25 protein-coding genes are annotated in these 26,099 nt (G+C 45.5%); 23 read left to right on the top strand and 2 right to left on the bottom strand.

The genetic code is table 11. The features are described 5' to 3' along the window. The 3 genes from WKJ04_RS02880 to WKJ04_RS02870 form a co-directional block, all read left to right on the top strand. Window positions 1-1,191 (top strand): hypothetical protein (locus WKJ04_RS02880; protein WP_337879036.1); only part of this gene is annotated, 1,191 nt, incomplete at its 5' end. After that, window positions 1,187-2,353: a nucleotide sugar dehydrogenase gene (locus WKJ04_RS02875; protein ID WP_337879039.1), complete on the top strand. Its 1,167-nt coding sequence runs from the start codon at window positions 1,187-1,189 to the stop codon at window positions 2,351-2,353. The genes WKJ04_RS02880 and WKJ04_RS02875, both read left to right, overlap by 5 nt. Beyond that, window positions 2,354-3,364 (top strand): NAD-dependent epimerase, encoded by a 1,011-nt coding sequence (locus WKJ04_RS02870; RefSeq protein ID WP_337879035.1) that lies wholly within the window; start codon window positions 2,354-2,356, stop codon window positions 3,362-3,364. Between the two features lie 17 nt (window positions 3,365-3,381). Here the strand turns inward: WKJ04_RS02870 and WKJ04_RS02865 are convergent, their stop codons facing one another. Both WKJ04_RS02865 and WKJ04_RS02860 read right to left on the bottom strand, forming a co-directional pair. Then, window positions 3,382-4,401, bottom strand: a complete 1,020-nt coding sequence (locus WKJ04_RS02865; protein ID WP_337879034.1) for a glycosyltransferase — start codon at window positions 4,399-4,401, stop codon at window positions 3,382-3,384. Window positions 4,402-4,404: 3 nt separating this feature from the next. Then, complete coding sequence (locus WKJ04_RS02860; protein WP_337879038.1) at window positions 4,405-5,220, bottom strand: exopolysaccharide biosynthesis polyprenyl glycosylphosphotransferase; 816 nt, start codon at window positions 5,218-5,220, stop codon at window positions 4,405-4,407. Between the two features lie 580 nt (window positions 5,221-5,800). Between WKJ04_RS02860 and WKJ04_RS02855 the strand changes: the two genes are divergently transcribed. The 20 genes from WKJ04_RS02855 to WKJ04_RS02760 all read left to right on the top strand — a co-directional run bounded on the left by WKJ04_RS02855 (window position 5,801) and on the right by WKJ04_RS02760 (window position 26,097). Next, on the top strand, window positions 5,801-6,943 hold the full coding sequence (locus WKJ04_RS02855; protein WP_337879033.1) for a glycosyltransferase: 1,143 nt from the start codon (window positions 5,801-5,803) through the stop codon (window positions 6,941-6,943). Further along, window positions 6,930-7,889 carry a glycosyltransferase gene (locus WKJ04_RS02850; RefSeq protein WP_337879032.1) on the top strand — a complete coding sequence of 320 codons (960 nt, stop codon included), beginning with the start codon at window positions 6,930-6,932 and terminating at the stop codon, window positions 7,887-7,889. The genes WKJ04_RS02855 and WKJ04_RS02850 overlap by 14 nt, the downstream gene beginning before the upstream one ends. 236 nt (window positions 7,890-8,125) lie before the next feature. Further along, complete coding sequence (locus WKJ04_RS02845; RefSeq protein WP_337879031.1) at window positions 8,126-8,767, top strand: glycosyltransferase; 642 nt, start codon at window positions 8,126-8,128, stop codon at window positions 8,765-8,767. Window positions 8,768-8,864: 97 nt separating this feature from the next. Beyond that, entirely contained in the window at window positions 8,865-9,266 is a 402-nt protein-coding gene (gene gspG, locus WKJ04_RS02840) for a type II secretion system major pseudopilin GspG (RefSeq protein ID WP_337879030.1), read from the top strand. Then, window positions 9,263-10,936 (top strand): GspE/PulE family protein, encoded by a 1,674-nt coding sequence (locus WKJ04_RS02835; RefSeq protein ID WP_337879029.1) that lies wholly within the window; start codon window positions 9,263-9,265, stop codon window positions 10,934-10,936. Before gspG ends, WKJ04_RS02835 begins: the two co-directional genes overlap by 4 nt. A gap of 2 nt (window positions 10,937-10,938) precedes the next feature. Further along, window positions 10,939-12,135, top strand: coding sequence for a type II secretion system F family protein (locus WKJ04_RS02830; RefSeq protein WP_337879028.1), 1,197 nt, complete (start codon window positions 10,939-10,941; stop codon window positions 12,133-12,135). Continuing rightward, window positions 12,122-12,547 (top strand): prepilin-type N-terminal cleavage/methylation domain-containing protein, encoded by a 426-nt coding sequence (locus tag WKJ04_RS02825; protein WP_337879027.1) that lies wholly within the window; start codon window positions 12,122-12,124, stop codon window positions 12,545-12,547. Before WKJ04_RS02830 ends, WKJ04_RS02825 begins: the two co-directional genes overlap by 14 nt. Beyond that, window positions 12,525-12,944, top strand: coding sequence for a prepilin-type N-terminal cleavage/methylation domain-containing protein (locus WKJ04_RS02820; protein WP_337879040.1), 420 nt, complete (start codon window positions 12,525-12,527; stop codon window positions 12,942-12,944). The genes WKJ04_RS02825 and WKJ04_RS02820 overlap by 23 nt, the downstream gene beginning before the upstream one ends. Then, on the top strand, window positions 12,932-13,621 hold the full coding sequence (locus WKJ04_RS02815; RefSeq protein WP_337879026.1) for a type II secretion system protein: 690 nt from the start codon (window positions 12,932-12,934) through the stop codon (window positions 13,619-13,621). The genes WKJ04_RS02820 and WKJ04_RS02815 overlap by 13 nt, the downstream gene beginning before the upstream one ends. Beyond that, on the top strand, window positions 13,621-14,508 hold the full coding sequence (locus WKJ04_RS02810) for a hypothetical protein (protein ID WP_337879025.1): 888 nt from the start codon (window positions 13,621-13,623) through the stop codon (window positions 14,506-14,508). The genes WKJ04_RS02815 and WKJ04_RS02810 overlap by 1 nt, the downstream gene beginning before the upstream one ends. Before the next feature lie 123 nt (window positions 14,509-14,631). Continuing rightward, window positions 14,632-15,639, top strand: a complete 1,008-nt coding sequence (locus WKJ04_RS02805) for a hypothetical protein (protein ID WP_337879024.1) — start codon at window positions 14,632-14,634, stop codon at window positions 15,637-15,639. A gap of 2 nt (window positions 15,640-15,641) precedes the next feature. Then, on the top strand, window positions 15,642-16,196 hold the full coding sequence (locus tag WKJ04_RS02800) for a hypothetical protein (RefSeq protein ID WP_337879023.1): 555 nt from the start codon (window positions 15,642-15,644) through the stop codon (window positions 16,194-16,196). Window positions 16,197-16,198: 2 nt separating this feature from the next. Next, window positions 16,199-16,735: a hypothetical protein gene (locus tag WKJ04_RS02795; RefSeq protein WP_337879022.1), complete on the top strand. Its 537-nt coding sequence runs from the start codon at window positions 16,199-16,201 to the stop codon at window positions 16,733-16,735. Further along, window positions 16,736-18,787 carry a secretin N-terminal domain-containing protein gene (locus WKJ04_RS02790; protein ID WP_337879021.1) on the top strand — a complete coding sequence of 684 codons (2,052 nt, stop codon included), beginning with the start codon at window positions 16,736-16,738 and terminating at the stop codon, window positions 18,785-18,787. 143 nt (window positions 18,788-18,930) lie between these two features. Continuing rightward, window positions 18,931-20,229, top strand: coding sequence for a hypothetical protein (locus WKJ04_RS02785; protein WP_337879020.1), 1,299 nt, complete (start codon window positions 18,931-18,933; stop codon window positions 20,227-20,229). 33 nt (window positions 20,230-20,262) lie between these two features. Beyond that, window positions 20,263-21,882: a hypothetical protein gene (locus tag WKJ04_RS02780; protein WP_337879019.1), complete on the top strand. Its 1,620-nt coding sequence runs from the start codon at window positions 20,263-20,265 to the stop codon at window positions 21,880-21,882. A 15-nt stretch (window positions 21,883-21,897) separates the two neighbouring features. Further along, window positions 21,898-23,310, top strand: a complete 1,413-nt coding sequence (locus tag WKJ04_RS02775; RefSeq protein ID WP_337879018.1) for a mannose-1-phosphate guanylyltransferase/mannose-6-phosphate isomerase — start codon at window positions 21,898-21,900, stop codon at window positions 23,308-23,310. A 21-nt stretch (window positions 23,311-23,331) separates the two neighbouring features. Then, a complete protein-coding gene (locus tag WKJ04_RS02770; protein ID WP_337879017.1) occupies window positions 23,332-24,123 on the top strand; it encodes an ABC transporter permease in 792 nt (263 codons plus the stop codon). Continuing rightward, the gene (locus tag WKJ04_RS02765; protein WP_337879016.1) at window positions 24,120-25,385 is read left to right on the top strand and encodes an ABC transporter ATP-binding protein; all 1,266 of its coding nucleotides are present in this window, start codon (window positions 24,120-24,122) and stop codon (window positions 25,383-25,385) included. The genes WKJ04_RS02770 and WKJ04_RS02765 overlap by 4 nt, the downstream gene beginning before the upstream one ends. 52 nt (window positions 25,386-25,437) lie before the next feature. Continuing rightward, window positions 25,438-26,097: a hypothetical protein gene (locus tag WKJ04_RS02760; protein ID WP_337879015.1), complete on the top strand. Its 660-nt coding sequence runs from the start codon at window positions 25,438-25,440 to the stop codon at window positions 26,095-26,097. Window positions 26,098-26,099: the final 2 nt, after the last annotated feature.

Raw genomic sequence — 26,099 nt, 5'->3', positions numbered from 1 at the left:
ATTGAATATGGTGCGCTTGCAGTTCAGTTTAGTCAGACATATTCAAAGGACGCATGGGTATATATCCCTATTAGTTTTTTATTTCTAATTTCAGTGTTTCTTGGTGGTTATTCTTTTGAAAAACGCAGAAGTAAAGGAATAATGGATTTTGCAAAGAAAGTGAACATGCAGAGCGAATCTGAAAGCAGAGTTCTCACGCGATATTTTTTTTCAGCGCTGATTTTATTGATTTTATCTATTGTTGGATACAGTCTGTATGTTTCTGTTTATGGAGGTTATTTCGCTTATTTAGCATATAGCGGAGCTTTGCGCTCTGGAGCTATGCATGAATTACCTGCCAACCCATATTCTTTCCTCATCGCGTTTGGTAGTTTCTCTTTCATCGCGTCTTATTTGTTTTTTTCAATTTTTCCGAAAAAATACAAGTTAATATCTTTTGTGTTTTTTGTTGTTGCTATGATTTTTTCTGTTTATGTGTTGTTTTCTTGGCTTGGTCGAATTGTTTTTTTGTTTTATTTCATGGTTTTCTTTATGACATTTGTGATCAGGGATACTGATTTGCAACCTCGATTTTTTCGAATGAGCTGTCTCTTTGTTTTATTCCTGTTGCTTCTTATTTCAGTCAATAATATTTTGGATCGTAAAGACTACTCTGGAATCATGCAAATGTTATCAATGGAATTGGTTTTTCCGGTATCCAGCTTAATGAATGCGTTGAACAAGGCAGATAGTTTTCGGCTTGGACTGGATTTCTTTTCATTACCTATTTATTGGATGCCACAGCGGCTGTGGTCTGATTATATGGTTTCTGTTGAGGCTGTAAATACGGAGTTATTATTCGGCATTGCAAAAGGATTGGCTGGAAATAGTAGTTCTGTGCCAGCCGATATACTGACATTGAGTTATTTAAATCTGGGATATTTTGGCTTTATCTTCTTCGGATTTTTCACCGGCTATGTGCTGTCGGCCGTCGATGCGATAGTTAGTCAGATCAGGGTTTTAAGTGTAAGGCGGATTTTTTATTGCTATATGTTGCTTAACTTGTCGGTATTACTGCCTATTTATGGGGATCCCAGTCATATTTCTGGTCGAATTTTTCCAATCGTTGGTTTTATCATCGTCATGTATTTTTCTAAATTTTTTACTATCGATTTGCGTGGATTAAAAAGAGTGCATTATGTCAGGGATTAAAATTGCAGTTGCCGGCACCGGATATGTCGGTTTGGCAAATGCCATGCTGTTGTCTCAGCACAACAAAGTGGTTGCGCTGGATTTAAATGAGCACAAGGTGCAACTGTTAAATCAGCGTCATTCACCTATTGATGACAAAGATATTCAAAGCTTTTTGTTACGGGATGATTTGGATTTTACCGCCACGACAGACAAAAGCCTGGCGTATTGTGATGCGCAGTTTGTTGTGGTTGCCACACCGACTGATTATGACCCGGATACCAATTATTTTAATACCAGTTCGGTAGAGTCGGTGATCCAGGACGTGCTGCTGCTGAACCCGCAAGCCACTATTGTGATCAAATCCACTGTCCCTGTAGGGTTTACCAAGACGCTGCGTGAACGTTTGAAGGTCAGTTCGATCATTTTTTCTCCCGAGTTTCTGCGCGAAGGCAAAGCCTTACACGACAACCTGTATCCGTCCCGCATTATTGTCGGGGACCACGGTGAACAGGCTCAGTTATTTGCCCGTTTATTGGCGCAGGGTTGTCGTAAACCTGATGTGGTGACCCTGTTTACTGACAGTACAGAAGCTGAGGCTATCAAGCTGTTTTCCAATACCTATCTGGCAATGCGGGTGGCGTATTTTAACGAGCTGGATAGTTATGCCGAAAGCCATCAGCTCAACAGCAGACAGATTATTGAAGGGGTGGGTCTGGACCCGCGTATTGGCAACCACTACAACAACCCCAGTTTCGGTTATGGTGGTTATTGTCTGCCCAAAGACACCAAACAGCTACTGGCCAATTACAAAGAGGTGCCGAATAACATTATTGGTGCCATTGTGGAAGCCAATAAAACCCGCAAGGACTTTATTGCCGACTCTATTATCAGCCGCCGGCCGAATGTGGTTGGTGTGTTCCGCCTGGTGATGAAAGCTGGCTCCGATAACTTCCGTTCTTCTGCTATTCAGGGGGTGATCAAACGCATCAAAGCCAAAGGCATTGAAGTGGTGATTTATGAGCCGGAGCTGAAAGAAGAACAGTTTTTCCGTTCCAGAGTCATCAGCGATCTGAATGAATTTAAAGCAGTTTCTGACGTGATTATTGCCAATCGTCACAATGAGGCTTTGGCTGATGTCCAGAATAAAGTTTACACCCGCGATTTGTTTGGGAGTGATTAAGTGAAGTTGTTAGTGACCGGTGCGGCCGGTTTTATAGGGGCTCATGTCAGTCAGCGCCTGTTACAGATGGGGATGGATGTCACAGGGATAGACAATCTGAACAGCTATTACGATCCCCAGCTGAAGCGGGACCGCTTGGCGCTGTTCAGCGAAAATGCCCGGTTTCACTTTGTCGAGCTGGATATAGCGGACAGGGCAGGGATGGCCGGGTTGTTTAAACAAGGCCAGTTTGACCGGGTGATCCATCTGGCGGCACAGGCTGGTGTGCGCTACTCGCTGGAAAACCCGATGGCTTATGCCGACAGCAACCTGATAGGGCACTTGAATGTGCTGGAAGGCTGTCGTCAACACAGGGTTCAGCATCTGGTCTATGCCTCCTCCAGCTCTGTCTATGGACTGAATAAAAAGATGCCATTTTCACCTGAGGATGGAGTGGATCATCCGGTATCTCTCTATGCAGCCACTAAAAAAGCCAATGAACTGATGTCACACAGCTACAGCCATTTGTACGGCATACCTACGACAGGGCTGCGCTTTTTTACCGTGTATGGCCCTTGGGGCCGGCCTGATATGGCTCTGTTTTTATTTACCAAAGCCATTTTAAATGGTGAGCCTATTAAGGTATTTAACTACGGAAAAATGAAGCGGGATTTCACTTATATTGACGATATTGTGGAAGGGATCATCCGTATCCAGGCTAAAGCACCTCTGGCAAAACCGGACTGGTCTGACGCTGCCGGTGCCCGTAGTGAGAGTTCTGCACCTTATAAGTTATTTAATATAGGTAACAGTCAGCCTGTGGAGCTGGAGCGTTTAATTTGTGCTATTGAGGCTGCGACTGGCAAAAAAGCAATCAGGGATTACCAGCCCATTCAACCAGGGGATGTAGAAGCGACTTTTGCCGATGTGGAAGACTTTGAGCGGCATATCGACTTTGTACCGGCAACTCCGATTGAAGAAGGGGTGCAGAGTTTCGTGGATTGGTACCGGGCCTACTATCAGAACGAATAGAGCTATCCTGCCTGAAATCAGGCAGGATTTTTAAACAAGGTTTGCCATATATCGCGGTCGGCATTTAAATCAAAGTACTTACTGGCATGCTGGGCCTGTTTGCTGAAGTAGGGCAGTTTATTCAAAAAGTAACTGAAGTTTTCCTGCAATGCCATGGCGTCATTTGGCGTAACCATGCCATTCTGGTAGCGCACTAACTCACTGCAGCCCCCGACATCGCTTAAAAACAATGGCAAACCACAGGCGGCGGCTTCAATGGCCGACATGGGCAAGCCTTCGCTGTCTGATAGCAAGACCAAACCATCGTAGGCACTGAAGTTACCGAAATCTTTTACTTCTCCGCACAACCTGATATTACTTGCAGGCAGAATTTGCGTGGCCAGACTTCCTTGGCCTATCACGTCAATCTGGACAGAAAAATGATTCAGAAGATTAAGCAGTTCAGGCCTTTTCGGCGATTCCAGCCTGGCAAGATACAATAAATTCGGGGAGTTCGGGCGTCTGTCTAATGGCGGCTCCAGACCTGAAGGTTGTGGTTTAAATACCTTATTGGGGATCAGCAGCAGCTTGTCCTGTTCAATTTTCAGCGTTTCCTGCGCTATCTGATAATCTGCACCTGATATGCAGATAATTTTATCGGTCAGTGCTGCCAGCCACTGTTCAATTTTTCGAAAGACAAAGCGCAGCAAGCCGCCGTTGTAGTTAAAAGACCAGCCATGCGAAACATAATAAACCTGAACAGGGGTTAGCAATTTGACCAGCCGGGCCATCACGCCAGCATGGGCAGAGCTGGCCACCAACAGACCAATATTGTGCTTACGGATGAAGTGTTTTAAACGGAATAAATCCCGCAAAAAAAACAGTTTGCCCATGGAGGGAAGGGTGAGGCTCTGCTCGTCAGCGAAGAAGCTGTTCAGCCAGCCATGCTCAGATGAAATAAGGAAACGTCTGGAGTTTTCGCAAAAGCCTGAGACATTTTTGACCCAAGCCTGAGCACCACCAACTTCCGATTTGGTGATGATAAAACCAACATTCATACCTTAGCGTCCCATGCCAAAGATCACTACTTTTAAGGTAGCGAACAAGATCCTGATATCCAGCCAAAATGAGTGGTGTTTGATATAAAAAATATCGTATTTATGCTTCCAGACCGCGTCCTCAACCGATGCCCCATAAGGGTAACGCACCTGTGCCAGACCGGTGATACCCGGTTTAACGGCGTGACGGAAGCGGTAATACACGATGGATTTTTCCAACTCTTCAATAAAGACCTCGCGCTCAGGCCTGGGGCCGATCAGCGACATGTCACCTAAAAACACATTGATCAGCTGGGGTAACTCATCAATACGGGTTTTGCGGATAAAATTGCCTACTTTGGTGATACGGCTGTCATTTTCACTGGCCCACTGGGCGCCGTTACTTTCAGCATCGTTGCGCATCGAGCGGAACTTGTAGACATAATATTCCCGGTTGTACTGGCCTGTGCGCAGCTGCTTATAAATAACCGGACCTTTACTTTCCAGTTTGATCAGAATGGCGGTGAGCAGACAGACAGGTAACGTCAGCAACGCAATAACACTGGCCAGTACTAAATCAAACATCCGTTTATTAAACTGGCTACGGCCATTAGACAGAATCGAAAAGGCCTTTTGGTGTAAAAAGTAACTGCTTTGCAGCAAACGCACTTCTGTATAGCCCAGACGGGAATCCAGATAACTGACCAGCGGTTCCACCCAGGCACCAAACTCCATGGCCCGCACCAAAAACTCGCGGTGGTCTTTGTCCAGCTTGTTGCTTTCAAAATGACAAATCACTTTCGAGCTGAAGTCTGTCAGGGAGTAATCGTTGATCACCATATCAAAGGTGTAGTCCTCAACAATCAGACCTATATCCAACTCCCGCTCCGGAGGGCAATAGACATAAATCACCTGCTGCTTCAGCGTGTCACGCCTGGACATAAAGGGTTTGGGATGCAATTCGCCGACATCCGTCAGCCCAGCGTCTTCAGCGCTAATTTTATTAACGATTTCTTGCATAGGTCACTGTACTTAATGCCATTTCAAAGAGTGAACTTTTAAAAGGACACAATTATGTCACTGAATAACCTGAACGGCTACTTAAGGAACACTTTTTTACGACTTTTACATAGGGTCAGCTGGTTGCGTGCCGAAAGAATAACCAGAGTTTTATCCCAAATTATCTGCTATATCCTGTGTGCATCACTGTATAATTCGATTTACACATAAGTCCGGAAACATTTTGTTTTCTGCGACTGTTAAGTTAAAATCCGTCGCATTTCCTGATTAGGCCTGTCACGTTAATGTCAGCCCATTGGTTTCAATTGCAATGATTTATTCAATGGCAATTTTCTCTAGATATCTACACCTATTTAATCAGCAAATTGCCTGATTAAGCGGAATAACATGGAGTATGGGTGTGAAAATTGTACACATCAGTACAGGCCTCGATATAGGCGGTGCGGAAATAATGCTGGAGCGATTATTAACCCGTAATCCGGAGCGTAAGCAGGATGTTGTGGTGATTTCTTTGCAGGACGAAGGGCCGATAGGCCAACGGCTTCGTCATCAAGGGTATGAAGTTATTGCATTAAACATGAATGGGAAGCTTGCTTTTCCCATTGCTCTATTGCGGCTGACGAAATTGCTGAAAAAACTGAAGCCGCATTTAGTTCAAACTTGGATGTATCATGCAGATTTGCTTGGAGGCGTTGCTGCGAAGCTTGCTGGTGTAAAGCATATTGTGTGGGGAATTCATTGCTCGAATCTACCAATAGGTCGTCCGCTAACCAAGTTAGTGATGAAAGCCTGTGCGCATCTGTCGTCAATACTGCCGGATTCCATCGTTGCCGTTGCCGATGTCGCGCGCCGTAATCATATTGGTTATGGCTATAAAGCTGATAAATTTTCAGTTATTTCGAACGGTTTTTTACCTCTTATCCCTGCAACGAATAGCCAGATAGCAACGATACGGCGACAACTGGGGGTTGCCGATAACCAGACATTGATTGGTGCTGTTGGCCGATATCACCCTGATAAAGGACAAGATATCCTGATAGAAGCTTTAGCTTTATTACCTCAAGAATTAAATTGGGTTTGTGTGTTGGTTGGCAGAGACAACGACAGTGCTAATGTGGAATTAGACGCTTTGCTTAAAAGGCATGGTGTAGCGGATAAAGTCAGATTGCTTGGTCTAAGGGATGACGTTCCTGTACTTTTAAGTTGTTTTGACCTGTTTTGCTTACCCTCAAGAAGTGAGGCATTCCCAATGGCGTTGGGTGAGGCAATGAGCATTGGCTTGCCTTGTATAGCCACAGATGTAGGTGATTGCCGCGAGTTAATTGGCGATACCGGATTTATAGTTCCACCTTTATCCCCATCTCTGTTTGCCAAAGCTATTACTGAGTTGTTAATGGTAGAGCCTGAACAACGAACAGTGATAGGTGTTCGGGCCCGTGAACGGGTGCTGGCTTTCTTCTCTCTTGATGTGGTTTGTACGCAATACGATCAACTGTATGCCCGGCTTGCAGGAATTAAGGAGCTTGGCTATGTGGAAGACTGATGAAACAATGTTGCTCCCACAGCTCCCGGAATTTGCTTTGGTTGTATCTTCAGAGAATAGTGTCAGTTGCAGATTTTCATCCGAATCTGAGCTGGTATCTATTTATATACCAACGAGAAATCGACCGGATTTTTTACGAAGAGCTGTTGCCAGCTGCTTATCTCAGTCTTACCAGACGTTTGAAGTTATCATAGTCGATGATTGTTCCGACGAGGCATTTCGCTCTGAAATTGAGGCAGTAGCTGCAATGGATGCCCGTATAAAGTTGTATCGTCTCGATACTCCCTCGGGGGCTTGTGTTGCGAGGAATGCAGCTATATCTGCTGCGCAAGGGCGTTTTATAACTGGGCTGGATGACGACGACGAGTTTTTATCATGGCGTCTTGAACATTTTGTCTCGGAATGGCGCAAGTGGCCTGTTGCTGCTTTTTTGTGTTCAGGCTATGAGGTGGTTACCTCTAAGTTTGCTTATTGCTTCGGTAGAAAATCAGCAGAACTGTCGCCTGAAGAGTTGCTTATGCGAAACTCTGTTGGAAATCAGCTGTTTACCATGACTGAGTATCTAAGAAGTATAGGCGGTTTTGATCCTGCATTCAGGTCCTGTCAGGATTACGATTGCTGGATCAGATTGAGTCAGGTTTATGGGGCAGGCCGCAGATTGGCCAGTTGTAGTTACCGTTTGAGGCAGGACCATCAGTCTGAGCGGATTTCAGATTCGGCTGAGCGCCAGCAAGGCTATCAGCTGCTGCTTGAGCGTTATGGCAATATAATGAATGGATCACAACGCCGAGCTCAGAAATTTTACTGGTATTTGAATACTCAAGAGTGGCGATCTTTACGTCTGTTAACTTTGTCTGGGGCTGGTACATTCAATGTTGCTTTAAAAAATATAGCGCTGCGTCATTTCCCTTGTCTTGCGCGTTTCACTTGGGGAGGGCGCCGATGAAGTCATTGTGCTTCGTGCATTCGGGCAGGGCGGATTTGCCAGAGTTACATGCATATCGTGCGTACTTTTCCGGGCGATATAAGGTGGACGTTAAAACAACAGCTGAAAAGCTACAATTCTATGATATTGTGTGGTTTTTTATGGGTTTTTATCGTTATAAACCTCTGCCTCACCAATATTTGGTCCATGAATTTGCATCATTATCACTACCGCCTTTGGCCGGTTGTAAGGATTGGTTGAAGAAACAGGCATTGCCTGAGCCGGATTTACGGATTTTTCAAAACGATAATCAGCGTCAGTTGATGCAGTTTCGGGATCAAGTACCCACCTTGACCAGAGACATGGGGATTTGTCAGGAATTCTTGCAACGCCAGCACAGCACCAAAGAATTTGATCTGGTGTATATAGGCGCTATGGATAAAACCCGGCAACTGGCGGCTATTCTGCAGCGTTTACTCAGCATCAAACCAGATTTGCGTATTGCAATGGTAGGGGATGCACCTGCGGTGCTGAAACGCCAGTTTGCCAGTCAGCCACAAATTTTGTTTACCGGCCGGGTGCATCACAAAGATATTCCGGGTTGGCTGGAGCGTTCGACGGTAGGCCTGAATGCAGTGCCGAATCTGCGGCCTTATAAGTTCCAGACTTCGACCAAATTGATGGAGTACGCAGCCGCAGGGTTGCCGGTGTTGGGGTATCTGAATGACTGGACCAAGAACTTTTTAAGCCGGTATTCAGTCCAATACGCCAATTTGGATGAGCTGCACAGCTGGCCTCCACAATTCAGCCATAACACCATGCTGCCGCTGATTAATGATGAATTGTTGTGGGAGAAGGTGATTGCCAGAAGTGGAGTGGAAAACTATTTGCCGGACTGACCAGTGCTTTAGCACTGGGCTGGCTTTGGCTTGTTCGCGTTCGGCAGCATAGGTTAAGATGCCGCCTCGCGGTTTGGAAAAGAAAATAGGAATTCAGATGAAGTTAAATCGGATACAGGGTTTTACGCTGATCGAGTTATTAATTACGATAGTTATCATAGGGTTGCTAGCGTCTTTGGTAGCGCCGGACATGTTCAGTAAAGTGTCCTCGTCCAAACGTAAAACAGCTCAGACACAAATGGCGATGCTGGAAACAGCGATCAATACCTACAGACTGGATGTGGGCACAGTGCCGGCGAGTCTGACCGAATTGACACAAAGCAAAGCCTCTGGCTGGGATGGGCCCTACCTGCCGAAAGAAGTACCGCTGGATCCTTGGGGAGCGGCTTATGACTACAAAACGCCAGGTGATAACGGCGCTTTATACAGCCTGAAATCTTTCGGCGCAGATAAACAACCCGGGGGCGAAGGTGACAACGAGGATATCATCCATAAATGATGTCTCTTGAGCAGTTACTGACGGCCCGCTTTGGTGTGGCTGAAACCGATCTGGCCAAAGCGAAAGAGTTCCAACAGAAATATGCCGGGCGCCTTGAACATATTCTGGTAAATATGGGCGGCCTGGATGAAGACGTGCTGACCGAGCTGTATGCACTGTATCTGGAGCTGAATACAGCGGATGCCACGCAGCTTGAAGATGCGGTGGCCTGGTTACCCGACGATGAAACTCAGTTGGATTTGATCCGCCAGTTGGCCGCGCAACATTGGTTTTGTCTGATGTTACCGGATCAACAGGTACAGGTGCTGTGTTTAGACCCTTTGAATGTCACGGCCCATCAGTTATTGCAGCAGCTTGGTGACTACCCTCTGGTCCTGGCGAACAAAGCGCTGTTGGCTGGTTTTGCCGAACAGTTTGACATCCCCCAACAAAATACCGCTGACGATCCGGCACTGACAAATCTTGAAGAAGCCAAACTGCGTGAGCTGGCACAGGAAGCACCAGTGGTGAACCTGTTCAACAGCCTGGTAGGGAAGGCGATGAAAGTGCGGGCTTCAGACATGCATATTGAGCCCGTCAACGGCCGCCTTCGGGTCCGTTTCCGGGTGGATGGGGTGCTGCACAGCGAAGAATTTGTCGCCGCCTCCTTGCAGCTGGCCTTGGTCACCCGGTTAAAAATTCTGTCCGGTATGGATATAGCGGAAAAACGCCGGCCACAGGATGGCAAAATCAACTTTAAAATTGCGCAGGAAGAACTGGATATCCGGGTGTCGGCCTTACCTTTGCAACAGGGTGAAAGCATAGTGATGCGTTTTTTGCGTAAAGAAGCGCTGAAGTTTGATCTGGCGGTGTTGGGCATTGAAACCGATACAGTGCAACAGATTGAAGAAGACATCCGTAAAACGGCCGGAGTTATCTTGTTGACGGGGCCCACAGGCAGCGGCAAAACCACCTCGCTGTACAGCTTCCTCAGTCAGCTGAATTCGGACGAAGTGAAAATTATCACTCTGGAAGATCCGGTGGAGTATCAGCTTGATGGCATTAACCAGGTGCAGGTGAATTCCGACATTGGTTTTACCTTTAGCGCAGGCTTACGCAGTGTGGTCCGGCAAGACCCAGACATTATTATGGTGGGCGAAATCCGCGATGTGGAAACGGCCCGCATTGCCATGCAATCTGCGTTAACAGGGCATTTGGTGTTCAGTACAGTACACACCAATGACGCCCCCAGTGCTTATACCCGCTTATTGGACTTGGGGGTTGAAGAGTTTTTATTGGATGCGGCTCTTGTTTCTATTATTGCACAGCGTCTGGCCCGGACTTTATGTTCAGAGTGTGCTGAACCTCTGGCAATGGAAGAAGCAGGTTTTTATCAGAAAAAATACCAGCTGGACCAACTGGCGCAGCAGCATGGTTTGGCTGAGCTGAAGTTAAAACAACCCAAAGGTTGCCCACATTGTAACAATACGGGTTATAAAGGCCGGGTGGCTTTGGTGGAATACCTGCGGTGTGACGAGGCTATCCGTGTGCTGCCAAAAGATCCGCAGTTTTTGCAGCAGGCCAAAGCGGTGAATAAAGCCAGAGGTGCCCGCACTTTGTTGGAAGACGGCTTGCTCAAAGCAATCAAAGGCCAGACGGATATTGCTGAAGTGTTGAGGGTGGCTGGTTAAAAATGAAGTTTGACTATCAGGGCGTAGCCCGCTCCGGCGCCCGGACTTCAGGAGTGATAGAAGCGGATTCCATTCAGGAGGCAAAAGCTGAACTGAAAAAGCAGGGAGTGCTGGTCAGTTCAGTGAAACCTGCGTCCGCATCCATCAGTGAGTTGTTACCCGGTACCGGACCCAGCTTCGAAGATTTTGAGTTTATAACCTCTGAACTCAGTATGTTGCTGGAGAATGGCGTCAAAATTGACAAAGCCCTTGCTATTATCGGCCGGGCCAAACAGCAATCATCTGCCGGTAAAGTAATTCAGACCATCAGCGCAAAGATCAACAAAGGTGAACAACTTTCTCAAGCCTTTGCCGCTTACCCTGAGCATTTTGACAAACTCTATATCAACCTGATCCGAATCGGTGAAGAAACAGCTACTTTACCTGCTGTATTCCGGGGATTGGCGGAAAATATGCACTTCAAAGTGCAGTTGAAGAACAAAATCAAGCAGGCCATTACCTACCCGGCTGTGATTTTAATGGTCTGCATAATTGCGGTGCTGTTTATCTTCAACTTTGTGGTCCCCAATATGGCGGGCATGTTCCAGGGCCGAGAAGACATACCCGCTTATACCGCGCTGATCCTGGCCACCAGCGAATGGTTGGTGGCGTACCAGGGGCTGCTATTTCTCAGCCTGCTGGCCGGAGCAATGCTGGCGTTTTATTACCGTAAGGAATGGCGCTTGCAGGAGCGTTTGGTCGATGTGTTACCCCGGTTACCGCTGATCAAAGGTTTTTTTGTCTTGTCTGAGCGCATTAAATTCTGTTCCGGTGTGGTACTGATGCTGAATGCCGGCATTAAAATTGATAATGCAGTGGCTTTGGCCTGTGGCAATGTGCTGAGCAAAACACTGCAGAGTGAAATTCAATACGCATTAAACCAGCTCAAACAAGGCACAGGCCTGCAGTCGGCATTATCCCACAGCTCATTGTTTCCGGATTTCTACCTGAGCCTGCTCGAAGTGGGGGAGCAAAGTGGCAAACTCGGTTCCGTGTTTGTGGATATCCGCAACCGCAGCCGTCAGGAGTTTGAGTCGGATGTAACGCGGTTTATGAACTTACTCGAACCTCTGATGATCCTGGTGATGGGGGCCATAGTGGGCAGCGTAGTGGTCAGTCTGATGCTGAGTATTGTCGGAGTGAATGATGTCGGCCTTTAACCGCCGTCAACGTGGGTTTACCCTGATCGAATTGATGGTAGTGCTGATCATTTCGTCCCTGTTGTTGTCTTTGGTGGGGCCTTTGGCACTGGAACGAATTGACGCTTATCGGGCGAAAAAGGAGTTGTTGGATATCCGGCAGAAAATCCGTGACGTCAGCAACCTGGCTTATGTCAGTGGCCAGTTGTATCAGGTACAGATGCAAGGAACTGAACTGAGTATCAAATCGGCTTCGCAGCAGTCCAGCTACGTCTATGAGTTTATTTCCGCAGAGGACCTGTATGTCAATTTTAACAGGAATGGCTTTCCGGACGTTGCAGTGGTCAAGCTGAAAAACAGAGGTCGTGAAGAAAGATTGGTGCTTATTGAGTTGATTGGCCTGAAACCTGATGATTATGTCCACATTCAATAAGCAACAAGGCATGACACTTATCGAAGTTCTGGTCGGTGCCGTGATCCTGTTTTCTGTGTTGGTGGTGATGGCGAATTTGGTCTCAGTGGCGACCAAGAGCAGTCAAAGGGCGGAACAACGAGTGGCCGAAGTGACTTTTGTTCCTCTGTTAATTCCTCAAGTCAGAGATGCTTTAAGCCAAAAGGGCGCAACGGACAGCATGGAAGGTGAACTCATGATCCAGTCCCGGAAATTCCGCTGGCATGCTGTACTTATAGAGCAGAAACCTATGCATCCTTTGGTGTTAGATGTGCCGGTTGCTGCTGAAGAAATCCCTCGGGTCAGAACCTACAATGTATCTATCAGCTCAGTGCAAAATCCGGGTCTGAACTGGAGCTATATCGAATGGTTGATGTAAGGTTTCGACAAGCCCGTTCACAGCTGGGGATGACCCTGGTTGAATTGTTGATCACCTTTGCAATTCTGGCCATGTTACTGGCACTTGTCAGTACATCATTCCTGTTCTACAGCAGGTATTGGAACGATACCTTCGCGCGTTTTGATCAGCAACAGGTGTACGCTCGCTCTTTGTTACAAGTATCAGATGTCGTTCAGTCCGCATTGCCTTTTGTTGTTAAAAGTGAAAATGGCCAGAACCTGGGGTATTTCCTTGGGCGTGACGAAGGTTTTACGTTAGTATCGTCCCGTTCTTTGTTCGCCAATGCGGATGATTTGGTTGTGATACGACTCTTCAGGGAACGGTCAGTTCAGGAAACCGGATGGATGTTGGTGTATGAAGAAGCGTCATTGACCAAAGATTACCTGACACTGTTGAACCAAGAGTTAAATTTCACCGACAGACTTGTGTTACAACGAGGTTTGTCGTCTATCAGCTTCAGTTATTTTAGTAAGCCGGAAGTAACAGACGACATGATGTCGGTAGAACCTGCGCAGTGGCGCCCGGAGCACGATGCTGTGCAACGAAAATCATTACCTGTGAAAATTCGCATAGAGTCTGACAGTGGCGATTTAATGTTTGATTTACCTGGAACCCTTGGAAAAATATTTGGCAAAAATGAAGTAGGTGAGAATTGATGCGCACAGGCTGCCGGCAAAAAGGCATTGCGTTATTCCAAGTGCTACTGCTATCGGTCATTCTCAGTCTGCTGGCTATGTTTATTACTCAAAAGGTGAAGCAACAAACCCAGGCAGCACTGCGGCTGACAGATAAAATGCAGGCAATGATGCAGGCAAAATCGGCTGAGAGTGAGCTGATGGCGTTAATGTTGACGCAATCGATAGAGAATTACCGGCGTATCCCTGGTTGGAACATCTACGGCGAATTTTTTAGTTTTAAGCCTGGTGTGCAGGTGAGCATTCAGTCGATGAATGGTCTTATCACAATTGGAGATAACCAGGTCAGCGAAAGGCTGTTAACTCAATTAATCAGCCAAACCGGCTTGACCCAAGAACCTCAAACTGTCAGCCAGAGTTTGTTAGATTTTATTGATAGGGATGGGACTAGCCGTGGCTCACAGACTGAAAGCAATGCGTTTGAGACGGCTCTACCTAATCGTTGGGTTCAGCATTCCTCAGAGCTGCGTTATCTTAAAGGGATGACCACTGAGTTGCTTCATGTATTAAATCGTTATGTGAATTGGCAAAGTTTAGGTTCCTACAATCCATCGGCATCGCCTGAGCATGTACTGCGGTTGCTGTTTGGTGATGAGATCACAAAAGAAATTCAATCTTTAAGAGAAAAGCAGGTAGAATACGAGTTCTATTCTAGACGGGTTGCTGAATTAACTAAGCTCGATGATGAGCTTGGAGTCAGCTTTGCAGGTCCGATGTATTGCATCCAGATCAGGTCGACTGCAGGTGACGGGTTTTGGGCTTATCAGTTGGTTGTATTTATCAATAAACAAAACCTGAAGGACCCGTTACTGTTTTTAAGTCGGGAGTCGGTGTTTCAGGATGTCTGAGCAAAGAAACATAGGTAAAAGCAGCAGGGTGAAAGCAGGAGAATGAGCATAGCTTCCGCAGTTAGGCGTGGTTTGGAATGGGGATTGCCTCAGTTTGTGTTTTATCCTTACCGGAATGATCGGATGCTGCAGCCTGAGCAGCGACTGATGCAACGCTTGGTCGTGATGCGTAACCAGGACTACGACGAAACAACCGCTTTTTATCAGGTTGAAGACGAATCTGAACTGAAAAAAATTATAAAGCTTGAATTGCAGGATTCAGAGGCGCCTGCATTGTTTTCGATCGGCGAACTGATGGATGGGCGGCGCCAAGTCTGTTTCTTTTACTTGAAAGACTCCATAAAAGCTGCACTGCATCCTTGGCTACCGACCTTTTTAGTGCCGGAAAGCTGGCTGATACGGCAGTATTTTCCGGAGCAGTTGGTGTGTTTTGACGCGCAGGAAACCCAGCTGTGGGTTTTGAGCTACCGCGGCTTAACGGCATCTGTGCAAGCGAAAGGTTTGATGAAGCAGGCATCAGTGGTGTGTACTGCTATTGGGGTACCGCAACTTGACATTGTTCGACTGAACCGGGTAGAGCTACATCAGCAAATGCTGGCCAATCCATCAGTATTAGTTCAACGCCAGTTGGCGGGTTTTTTCTTTCATGATCCGCAAAATAAAATCGATGAACAGAGCTGGGCTATGGGGGGCCTGGTGGCTGCTTCTGTCTTCAGTTTGACAGTGTTTTTGTATGGCAAGGTGTTGGATATTCAGACAGGATGGGCAGAGCAAAAACAGATAGAGCTGACAGCTCAGGTCGGTCCTTTACTTGAATTACAAAAACGGGTTGAGCAGGCCGCCAATGATATTGAATTATTGCAAGGGCTGGAAACCAGCACCGCCAAGATGGATTATGCAGTGTGGCGGGCATTGTTTCCTTTGTTCAAACAAACTGATCTTCAAGTGAATAAGGTTTTAGTCAGTGCAGCGGCCAATACATACACCTTGTATGGCAAAGCACCTAAGGCGACACAAGTGCTGCAATTGCTCAGTCAGCAACCCGGAGTTCGTTCAGCCAGCTTTTTGATGGATGTCATTGGCCGGGATGGCATAGAGCAGTTTGTGATTCGCTTTTCCATGGAGTCCTAGGAATGACCAATCAAAGGCAAAAGGCACTGTTAATGCTAATTTTGAGTCTGGTGCTTCTTAAATGGTTGGCTGTACCGGTAATGGAAGGGGTGGAAGAGAAGTTAACCGCTCAGGCGTTGCTTAAACGCAGTATCCACAAAATGGAACAATTGCTTGAACAGGAGCAACAATGGCGTGATGTTGAGACGACAGCGACTGAAGCAAGAGCCAAAGCATTTGGCGAGTTGACGCTGTATGATTCGCCAGAGGCTTTTCAACTGGCTGCGCAACAGCAATTGGAAGCCATGCTAGCCGAGTTTCAAATAAGCAGTGAACGTTTTACTTGGGAGCCGCCACAGTTGGCATTGGAACAAGCCAGTATTTATCAGCAACGAGCTTCGATCAAAGCCAGTGGTGATACCTATCAGCTATTAGCCTTATTGGCTCATTTGGACAAACAGGCGCCACTGTTCAACAGCACGAATATGTCCATGGATATTCATACAGGCCAAGGGCTGGGGACAATGAATCTTTTCCTAGGCATTGATGCTTTTTACATGCTCAGAGAGGTAAATTAGTGATGGCAGTGAAGACTGCGCCTCTGCTTATCGGAAGTGGACTCGGTTTTACCCTTGCATTGTGCTGGGTAACGGTTCAGCTGTTGACTGGCTCAGCCAGCGATGCTAGCCCGTTAAAGGTGCCGGATTTTTCATATAAAAATGTGGAAAAAAAAGTCCTCAGTACCGAAGTGTTTCAACTGTATGCGGAATATAAAAAAGAGTTGCCTCCAGCCTCGGTTGTATCCCAGCCAACTCCTGAGCCGAATTACAGCCTCAGTGCTGAACAGGAATCTGCACAGCAGGGATTACTCGACCAATTACGCAGTGGTGAGTTTAGTTATCAACTAACAGGGATTTTTTCGGAAGGTCAAGCCTTTGCGGTGTTAAGACAAACGAACCTTAGGACCGGAGAAACAGTAACAAAAAGGGTGCAGCCGGGAGGGGAGCTTGATGGCTATCAAGTGACTCAGGTCGGGCACAGAACACTGACTCTGGAACGCGGGCAGCAGAAAGTTGAGCTGGTAATGTTTAAAGCTATTCAAAAGGAAATGCGCTAGATGATCATGAAGTTAAAGATGAAACCGGTGTTGCACTTGGTGTTGTCTGCCACACTGGCTATATCTGGCTGCGCAGCCCCAGTGTCACCCTATCAGGTAAAGCCTTCAGTGTTAAATGGATTACCTGAGACGACTACGGAACCTGCAGATCAGACGAATGCTGCATCAGATGTCCGCAATCAAACACAAATTAGTGCATTAACAGGTGTCAAGGTCCGCAGTGGTGTCTTATCACAAGACAAAACGGATGAGCAGTATTTTTCCGCTTCAGAAATGGTCACCTTAGCGGCTGAAAATATGCGGCTGGAGGAGTTTATCCACCACGTTTTTGGTGGCGTGTTAGGGGCCAATTATGTGATCAGTCAGGCGCTGAGCCAGGCGCCTCAGCAAGTGACTCTGAATATCTCAGAACCGATGAGCAAAAAAGCGCTGTATCGGCAAGTAAAAGAGTTACTGTTAAGTAATGCGGCTTATATTTCTTATAAAGACAAAGTTTTTTATTTCCATCCATTAACCCAAGACCTTGGCGCTAATCTGCAAATAGGCATAGGTCAGGCAGTGCGTGATGTCCCTGCAACAGCCGGGCAGATTTTACAGATAATTCCACTGCAATACGGAATTACTATCAGTATCGAACGAACCTTACGTGAACTGACGAAAGCTAAGTTAACGGTCGACTTTGACCAGAGCGCTTTATTTGTCGAAGGGACCAGGGAGCAAATTCTTCAGGTATTGGATTTGGTTTCGTTATTGGATCAGCCATCACATCGTGCCAAACATATTTCATTTATCTCTTTGGTTTATGTGAATCCTGATGATTTTGTAAAACAAATTGCTACTTTGCTTGATAATGAGGGGATCCCTGTGGCTATCGGCTCTCCTCAACAGAAAAACCTGGTATTGGTGCCAATGGCGCAAAATGGTGGCATAGCGGTTTTTGCTTCAAATAGTCAGTTTTTGCAGCGAGTGGCTTTTTGGGCAAGTAAAATTGATCAGCCACCGCAAGGCGCGCAAAAGCAATACTTTATCTACCACCCTAAATATGCGCGGGCACGGGACTTAGGGGACAGCTTATTGCCCTTGTTTGGTGGGGGCGGTACTACGACCAAAGCGGCGGCAGGAAATGACAGCCGGGACACCCAAAGCAGTGTCAATAATAAAGTGGCGCCAACAGCTCAGGTTAATTCTGTGACCAGCGAGCAAATTACCATTGTGGTTGATGAGCGGGCGAATATGGTCATTTTCGAAACCACAGGTACCAGATACCAGGCGCTATTGCCGCTGATCCGCCGGTTAGACATTATGCCGCGTCAAGTGGTATTAGAAGCGACCATTGCAGAAGTTACATTGACAGATGAATTCCGTTTTGGCGTGGAGGCCTTTTTGAAGGATGGTAAGTTTAGTCTGAATACTCAAGGCAACTTCGCAGTGACAGACATAGCCGGTGGCACATTATCTTTCGCCAGTTCAGTCAACAAATTCAACCTGGCGGCGCTGCAAAGCAATACTTTAGTAAATGTATTAAGCAACCCAACGCTGTTAGTGCGTGATGGCACGACGGCAACCATTTCGGTGGGTGAAGAAATTCCAATTATCACATCGACAGAAAGTAACTTTGATCAGACTCCTATTACCCGAACCAACATTGATCGTCGCCAGACGGGGCTTGAGCTGAGCGTGACACCCACTATCAATACAGAAGGTGTTGTGATCATGGAGATAGAACAAAAAATCTCCAATCAGGTGAATGCAGATGCAGATGCATCTTCACAAATAGTGCTCAACCGTAATATAAAAACAGAGGTTGTTGCGAATAGTGGTCAAACAATAATATTGGGTGGTTTGATTTCTGAAAATAACAGCAATAGTGACAACCAAGTGCCCCTACTTGGGAAAATTCCTTTGCTGGGCAATCTGTTTAAATCAAAGGCTGACACCCGTACTAAAACTGAACTGGTAATTTTAGTAACACCTAAAATAATTTTTGATGAAAAACAATGGGATGAAATTCGCAAAAATTTCTCAAGTGGTCTTGAAAATGTAAAGTTTTAACTTGAGAATAGGCCAACATGCTGTATTGACAAGAAGGTCGATACAACATACTCTTTTTGGTGGTGTAACTTCGCAACCAGAAAGTGCACAGGGACCATGGGAAAGCTTGGGCCCAGTTTCATGAAACTAGGAGACAATTAATAATGAAAAACTTCGTAAAATACACTCTGGTATCAGCCGCTGTTGCTGCTACTTTCGGTGTTGCAGCTGGTACGTTAACATCGACGGCACTGCAAGTATCTAAGCAAGGCGCTGCCAGTGCTGCTGCTACTGCTACTCAAGCCGCAAGCTTCACTCACACTGTAGCTGCTGGTTATGCAATCAACGATCTGGTGAAGTTCACTGTGACTTCAGGTGCTGTTGCTTCTTCGTTCACTTGGCCATCAACAATTGAATATGCTGCCGGTTCAGGCGGCGCTAGCATGACTCTGACTCTGTTGTCAGGTACTGCTGGTTCTAACGAAGGCAGCTACCGTGTAACTAACGTTACAGCATCAACGGGTCAGACTACTATTGGTGCAGTTTCTGACCCAATTTCTGTAACATTGAAGACCAATGCTCTTGCAGTGGATGCTTCAGTAAGCGTAGCTTCTACTCTGTCTAACGGCTCAACACCTATCGACCCAACTACTGCTGTGACTATTGCAGAAGCGAAAGATCAGTTTGGTGACCTGACTGTGTCTCAAAAATTCGCGGGCACTATCGACGTAGCTCAAGGCCGTAAAGCTTTTGTTTCTAGCACAAGCCTGCCTTTAGTGTTTAAAGCTTCTGAAGTAGCTTCCCTGGTTGCACCTGCAACTGTTACCAGCACTGTAGTTAAAGTGAACGCTGATTTGGGTGAGTTAACTACTGCTGCTGTTTCAGTATCAGGCGGTTCTCCAACTAAGGCGTATGACGCAACTAACAAAGTACTGACTCTGACCTACAACTCAGCTGTTACTACTGACCAAACTGTAACTATTACTCCTCCAACTGGTTCTGCTGCTAAAGTTCTGGTTGCTGGTGACTTCAAGCTGGCTGGTACAGTGAACTACGGTACTGCTTCAGCTGAATCAATTGGCTCTTCAATCGACGCCGGTGAGTGGACACTGAATGGTGCCATGGTTAACGTTCCTTACGTACCATTCGGTGCCAACGTAAGCCGTGTATTCACCGTAACGAACACTGGTTCTCTGGATGCAGACGTAACTCTGACAGCCATCGATGAGTCTGGTGTGACTTATGACGTTGGCACAATCGCTGTTGCTAAAGCTAACTCAGTAACTTCTCTGAGCGCTGCAGTTTTCGACGCGCTGAACGGTGCTGTTCCAGGTCTGAATGGCAAGAAACTGTCTTTGACATTTACTATCAATGCTGAAAACAAAGACGTTACTGTATATGCTATGTACAACGTTGGCGGTGCAGACCGTGCAACTGTTCCTACTTCTCAGTACAAAAACTAAGACGTAGTTATAGCTTGATAAAGGAAGCGGGTTTTGCCCGCTTTCTTTTTTACTTTTTTATGCGATGTGGTGACAAGGATGATAACTTTCAGGCAGCCTGCTGCGGTACTATTGGCATTTGCTTCTGTAGTTATAGTGGCGGTTTTTGTAGGGTATTTTCCTGGCCTCAGCGCACCGTTTTACCTAGATGACCGAGTGTCTATTGTCGAAAACCAGGCTTTTGCAAAGCATGATGTTTTGCTGTTATGGCAATTATTTGGTAGTCGTTTTATTGGTTACTTTAGTCTTTATTTGAATTACTTAGTTTCTCCAGAAAACACGGTTTTCTACCGCATTACAAACCTCATTATTCATTTTCTAAATGGCTTGCTATTGGGGCTGCTTTATAGGCGACTCTGTCAGTTTTTAAAAGTCAAAGCGCATTTATGGCTAGCTGTCGTCCTTATTGCACTTTGGTTAGTCCATCCGCTGCACAGTGCGGCCGTGACTTATATCGTGCAGCGCCTCGCTGCGCTTGTTACGTTCTTTGGTTTACTGACGTTGTATAGTTATATGCGATTTCGGAATGACCATAAAAAGACGTGGTTGATACTCGCGCTGCTTGCATTTGCAGCGGCAGTTATGACCAAACAAAATGCGGTTGTTTTACCCCTGATGATTTTTGTATTTGAATGGCTGTATGGCGGCAAACGACGTCAACTGAATTTCATTTTGGCCGGTTGTATCGCGTTAATCCTTATCTGTGGTTGGTTAGCTCCTGAGTTTAGTGAGTGGCTGGATGTACGTAGCAGAGAAACAACTTTGTATAGTCGTTGGGACTATTTCTCTGCACAAGGGTATGTGCTGCTGCTTTATTGGGCAAAATTGCTTTTTATCTATCCATTGCAGTTGGATATGACAATGCCCATTCAGTCTATCAGCATCGAAGTCAGATATAGCGCTCTTGTACTGCATGCGTTGTTGATGCTGCTGGCTGCCATTAGCTATAAAAGACTGCCATTATTTACATTAGGTGTCTTTTGGTTCTACTTATTGAATCTGGTTGAATCTGGTGTGATTCCTATTGTGGACCTTGCTTTTGAGCACCGAGCATATTTCCCTGATTGCGCACTGGTACTCGCACTGGTCGGGCTAATACCTTTAGGCTTTGGTGTTGTTCATCCGCGAATTTGGTTTCTGTTCGCTATTGGCACTTTAATCTTTAGCACAATTAAGCTTTATCAACGTAATGAGCTGTGGCAGCAGCCAGAACAATTTCATTTGCAAAATATATCTAACAATCCTACGGCAGCCAAAGCAATGGCGACCGTGGGAGCAATTTATGCCCGTGAAGGTAAGTTCACTCTCGCCAATGACTATATGACCAAATCTTTCGAATACCAGTTTGAGCAAGGGTCTATTTCCGTAGGCACCATCGTCAACATTATGAAGGTCAGATTTGAGATGAAAGAATATCAGTCAGGTGTTAATCTTGCTGTCTTAGGGCTGAAGAGTATAAATGAGCCAAGGTTGCGCAGTGACCTGCTTGCAGCAATGGCCGTAGGTTATATCAATATGGGCTACTGTGATTTTGCGAAAGGATTAATTCAAACCGCATTGAGTTTAAACCCATCAAACTCGCAAGCTTTGTTAATTAAAGATGTATGTAATTAATCAGGATATGCTGTTATGGACATAATGAATTCCGTTTTTCCTGTCATTTTATCTGGCGGCTCAGGCACAAGGTTGTGGCCTCTTTCTCGTAAACATTATCCTAAGCAGTTTTTAAAGCTGACCAGTGAACTCACCATGTTGCAAGAAACGGCATCCCGAGTGACTCACTTACAACCGCCAATTTTGGTCTGTAACGACAATCACCGTTTTATTGCTTCAGAGCAATTGCAACAAATAGGCGTGAAGCCAACGGCTACAATTCTTGAACCTATAGCTCGTAACACTGCACCTGCTATTTTACTGGCTGCTATTAAAGCGCAGCAATTAGATAAAGAGGCAATTTTAGTTGTATTGGCGGCAGACCATGTGATTCACGATAATCAACGCTTTCGCCAGGCCATGAACAAAGCGCTGCATGAAGCACAACAAGGTTACTTAGCAACATTTGGCGTAGTGCCAACGAAGCCTGAAGTTGGTTATGGTTATATTCAAGCCCGGGATATCAGTTCTGGTGTCAGTCCTATAGTGCGTTTTGTAGAAAAGCCAAATCTAGCAACCGCTGAAGAATATATCAGAGACGGCCAGTATTTGTGGAACAGCGGGATGTTTGTTTTCAAGGCGTCTGTTTTATTAGACGAAATGACAACTTTGGATCCTCAATTAGTAAGCAACGTTCAATTGGCTTTTGATGCAGCAAGCACAGATCTTGATTTTATCCGTGTTGACCAAGAGTTATTCGCACAATGCCCTGATATTTCCATTGATTATGCGTTAATGGAAAAAACTCAGAAGGGTGTTGTCGTCGCGCTTGATGCCGGCTGGAGTGATGTAGGTTCATTCGCTACCTTATGGGATGTCATGGATAAAGATTGCCAGGGGAATGTTTGCCTTGGGGATGTGAAAAATATCGAGAGCCGCGATTGTCTGGTGCAATCTGAAAATCAATTTATTGCCACTGTTGGCGTACGGGATTTAGTGGTGATTGGTACCAAAGATTCCATTCTGGTTGCGCATAAAGACAAAGTGCAGCAAGTGAAAGATGTCGTCACTTATTTGGCAAATACGGATCGCAATGAACATTTGCTGCACCGTGAAGTGCACCGTCCTTGGGGTAAATACGATTCGGTAGACAACGGTCAGCGCTATCAGGTAAAGCGCATTACTGTTAAGCCAGGCGCATCGTTGTCGAAACAAATGCATCACCACCGTGCAGAACATTGGATTGTTGTTTCCGGTACGGCAGTGGTCGAAATTGATGGCAAAGAAACCCTGCTCAGTGAGAATCAATCCATTTATATCCCTTTAGGGGCCGTACACCGCCTGACTAACCCCGGCAAAGTACAGCTTGAACTGATCGAAGTTCAAAGCGGAAGCTACCTGGGCGAAGATGATATTGTCCGGTTTGACGATGTGTATGGACGCTCTTAAGTTAATTCAGGAATTTCTTATATGTTGATGGTTAAAGCTGCCTGGGACTACAGGCACTTTATTATGTCGTCCATCAAGGCCGAAATGGGAGGTCGTTATGCACGCTCCCGCTTAGGTGCTTTGTGGTTTATTCTGCACCCTTTGGCCACCGCAGCAGTTTTGGCATTAGTACTTTCTCAATTTTTAGGGTCCAGGTTGCCCGGAATTGAAAGTAAATTTGCCTATGCTGTGTATCTGCTGTCGGGAATGGTTGGATGGAGTTTGTTTGCTGAGACAACTCAAGGTTGCATCACCATGTTCAGAGACAGAGCAAATCTGTTAAAAAAAGTCAGTTTCCCAAAAGTTTGTATTCCTCTGATAGTTGTCGGTTCCACTGTTCTCAATCATTTGTTGTTTATTCTGGTTGTTATTTTTCTGGTGTGGCTGCTTGGGGTAACTCCGTCTGTCAGTCTGCTGATGTTGCCAGTCTTTATTATGCTGTCATTAGGATTGGCCGTTGGCATCGGCCTTACGTTGTCTGTATTTGATGTGTTTAACCGCGATGTTGGCAATATCTGGCAGATAGTGATTCAGTTCTGGTTTTGGCTGACACCTATTGTCTATGTATTCAGTACCTTGAGTAACGACATTGCTGTTTTTATGCAATATAACCCAATGATGTGGGTGATTCAGGGCTATCAACAGGCTATTGCATACCAGACCATCAGCGCGTCGGTTGAATTGCTGTGGGTTGCTGGGTTGGCGCTCTGGTTTTTGGTCATTGGCTTTTGCTTTTTTATGCGGGCCAGCAGCGATATTGTGGACGAATTATGATACCGGTTATTCAGGTAGACAGCGTAACCAAGGAATACCGTAGTTACAGCAGTATGTGGAAACGCGTATTGGCTTGGTTTCGTGTTGGGAATCCAGCTAGTGTAAGTACCAGAGTACTGGATCAGGTTTCTTTTAGTGTGATGCCAGGCGAGGCTGTTGCACTGGTTGGTCAAAATGGAGCAGGGAAAAGTACCTTGCTTAAAATCATTACCGGGACTATTCAGCCGTCTGCAGGGCAAGTACATGTGCAAGGTAAAGTGTCTGCTATTCTGGAGCTCGGTTTAGGCTTTAATCCTGAAATGACAGGCAGACAGAATGTATACCTGGCTGGGGCAGTGATGGGGTACAAAACTGCAGAGCTCGATGGCTTTATTCCTTTTATTCTAGATTTTTCTGAGTTAGGCCATTACTTCGATCAACCGGTACGGACTTATTCAAGCGGTATGCAAATGCGACTGGCTTTCAGTATCGCTACTGCAAGTCGTCCTGAAGTGCTTATTGTGGATGAAGCTTTGGCTGTTGGTGATGTGGCCTTTCAGCGCAAGTGTTTTAGACGTATCGAATATTTTCAGGAAAACGGGACAAGTTTACTTTTTGTCAGCCATTCAACTGAAAGTGTAAAAAAACTTTGTGAGAGGGCGATTTACCTTCGTGGTGGGCAAGTGGTTATGGATGGGGCTTCCTACAGAGTATGTAATGAATATGAAAAGGCTCTTTTAACTAACGTTAAGGATACTGACTCGGACATCATTTCGGCAGCATCTTCCCCAGCCACATTTGATTTTAGCCTGATCCCAGTCAATGCGCTAAAGTACGGGAATGGCTATGCAGATATACAATCCTGTTGGATCGAAGACGAATCAGGTAATAAGATCAATGTCGTCGAAAGTAACCAAATGTTTGCTTGGTGTTACACAGTTAAATTTTTTAGGGATACAGAAAACCCTATTTATGCGATGAAAATGAAAACTGTAGAAGGGATATCTATTTACGGGACAGATACCAAATATGCTCATATAAATACTTCTGAAAGGAAATCAGGGGACGTCATCACTGTTAAATTTTTTTTGAAAAATAATTTGGCTCCTGCTGTTTATTATTTTAATTGTGGAGTTAAAGGCGATATCAATAATGAAGCAGAGTTTTATTCCAGACTAGTAGACTGTGCGATGTTGAAAGTTGTTTCTCATCGAGGTGCGACGTTAGGCGATGGTTTGATCGATTTAGATGCGCAGGTAAGTTTTTTGAGTTTTGTAGATTGATACTGAACTGCTTATTATATCTTTTTCTGTATCGTTTAGTGGGTGTAAGTATATGATTATCTCCGTTCACGTGCCTAAATGCGCAGGCTCGTCATTAAGAGCTTGGTATGAACAGCAGTTCTGCAACGGTCGCATCTTGTGGGATTATAATGATTTGCCAATGCAGCCGTGCTCACCGACCAACATGGATCCAGAGCGATTTCTCCATCAAATGGCGAAGCAGAATCGCAGTTATGATAACTATGACATCATTCATGGCCATTTTTGGGCAAAAAAATATTCACATATTTCCAACGCTAACTTGATTACATTTTTGCGTAATCCTATTAAGCGAGCCTTATCTAATTATTTTTTTTGGTTTCAAATTCCTCGTTCCGGAAATAGGTTGCATCAATATGTGATCGATAATCAACTCAGTTGGAAGGAGTTTGTAAGAATACCTGTTATTAGGAATCTTTACAGGGATATCTACTTTAGAGATGTGGATATGAGTTCGTTCAATTTTATTGGCAACTCTGATAATTTCAATTCCGAATTGAAGCGCCTTTCACATACACTTGGAAAGGATTTTCAAGTACATCATGAAAATAAAACGTCCGGTGAATACTGTAGCCGTGTAGAAGACATATTAAGTGAAAGTTCAAATGTTAACTTTTTGCTGAGTTGTTTTCATGATGATATGGTCTTCTTTGAAAGATATGTAAACGTATAAGA

This window comes from Rheinheimera sp. (assembly GCF_037442345.1).
Classification (GTDB): domain Bacteria; phylum Pseudomonadota; class Gammaproteobacteria; order Enterobacterales; family Alteromonadaceae; genus Pararheinheimera.
This window is presented reverse-complemented; position numbering and strand designations above follow the sequence as displayed.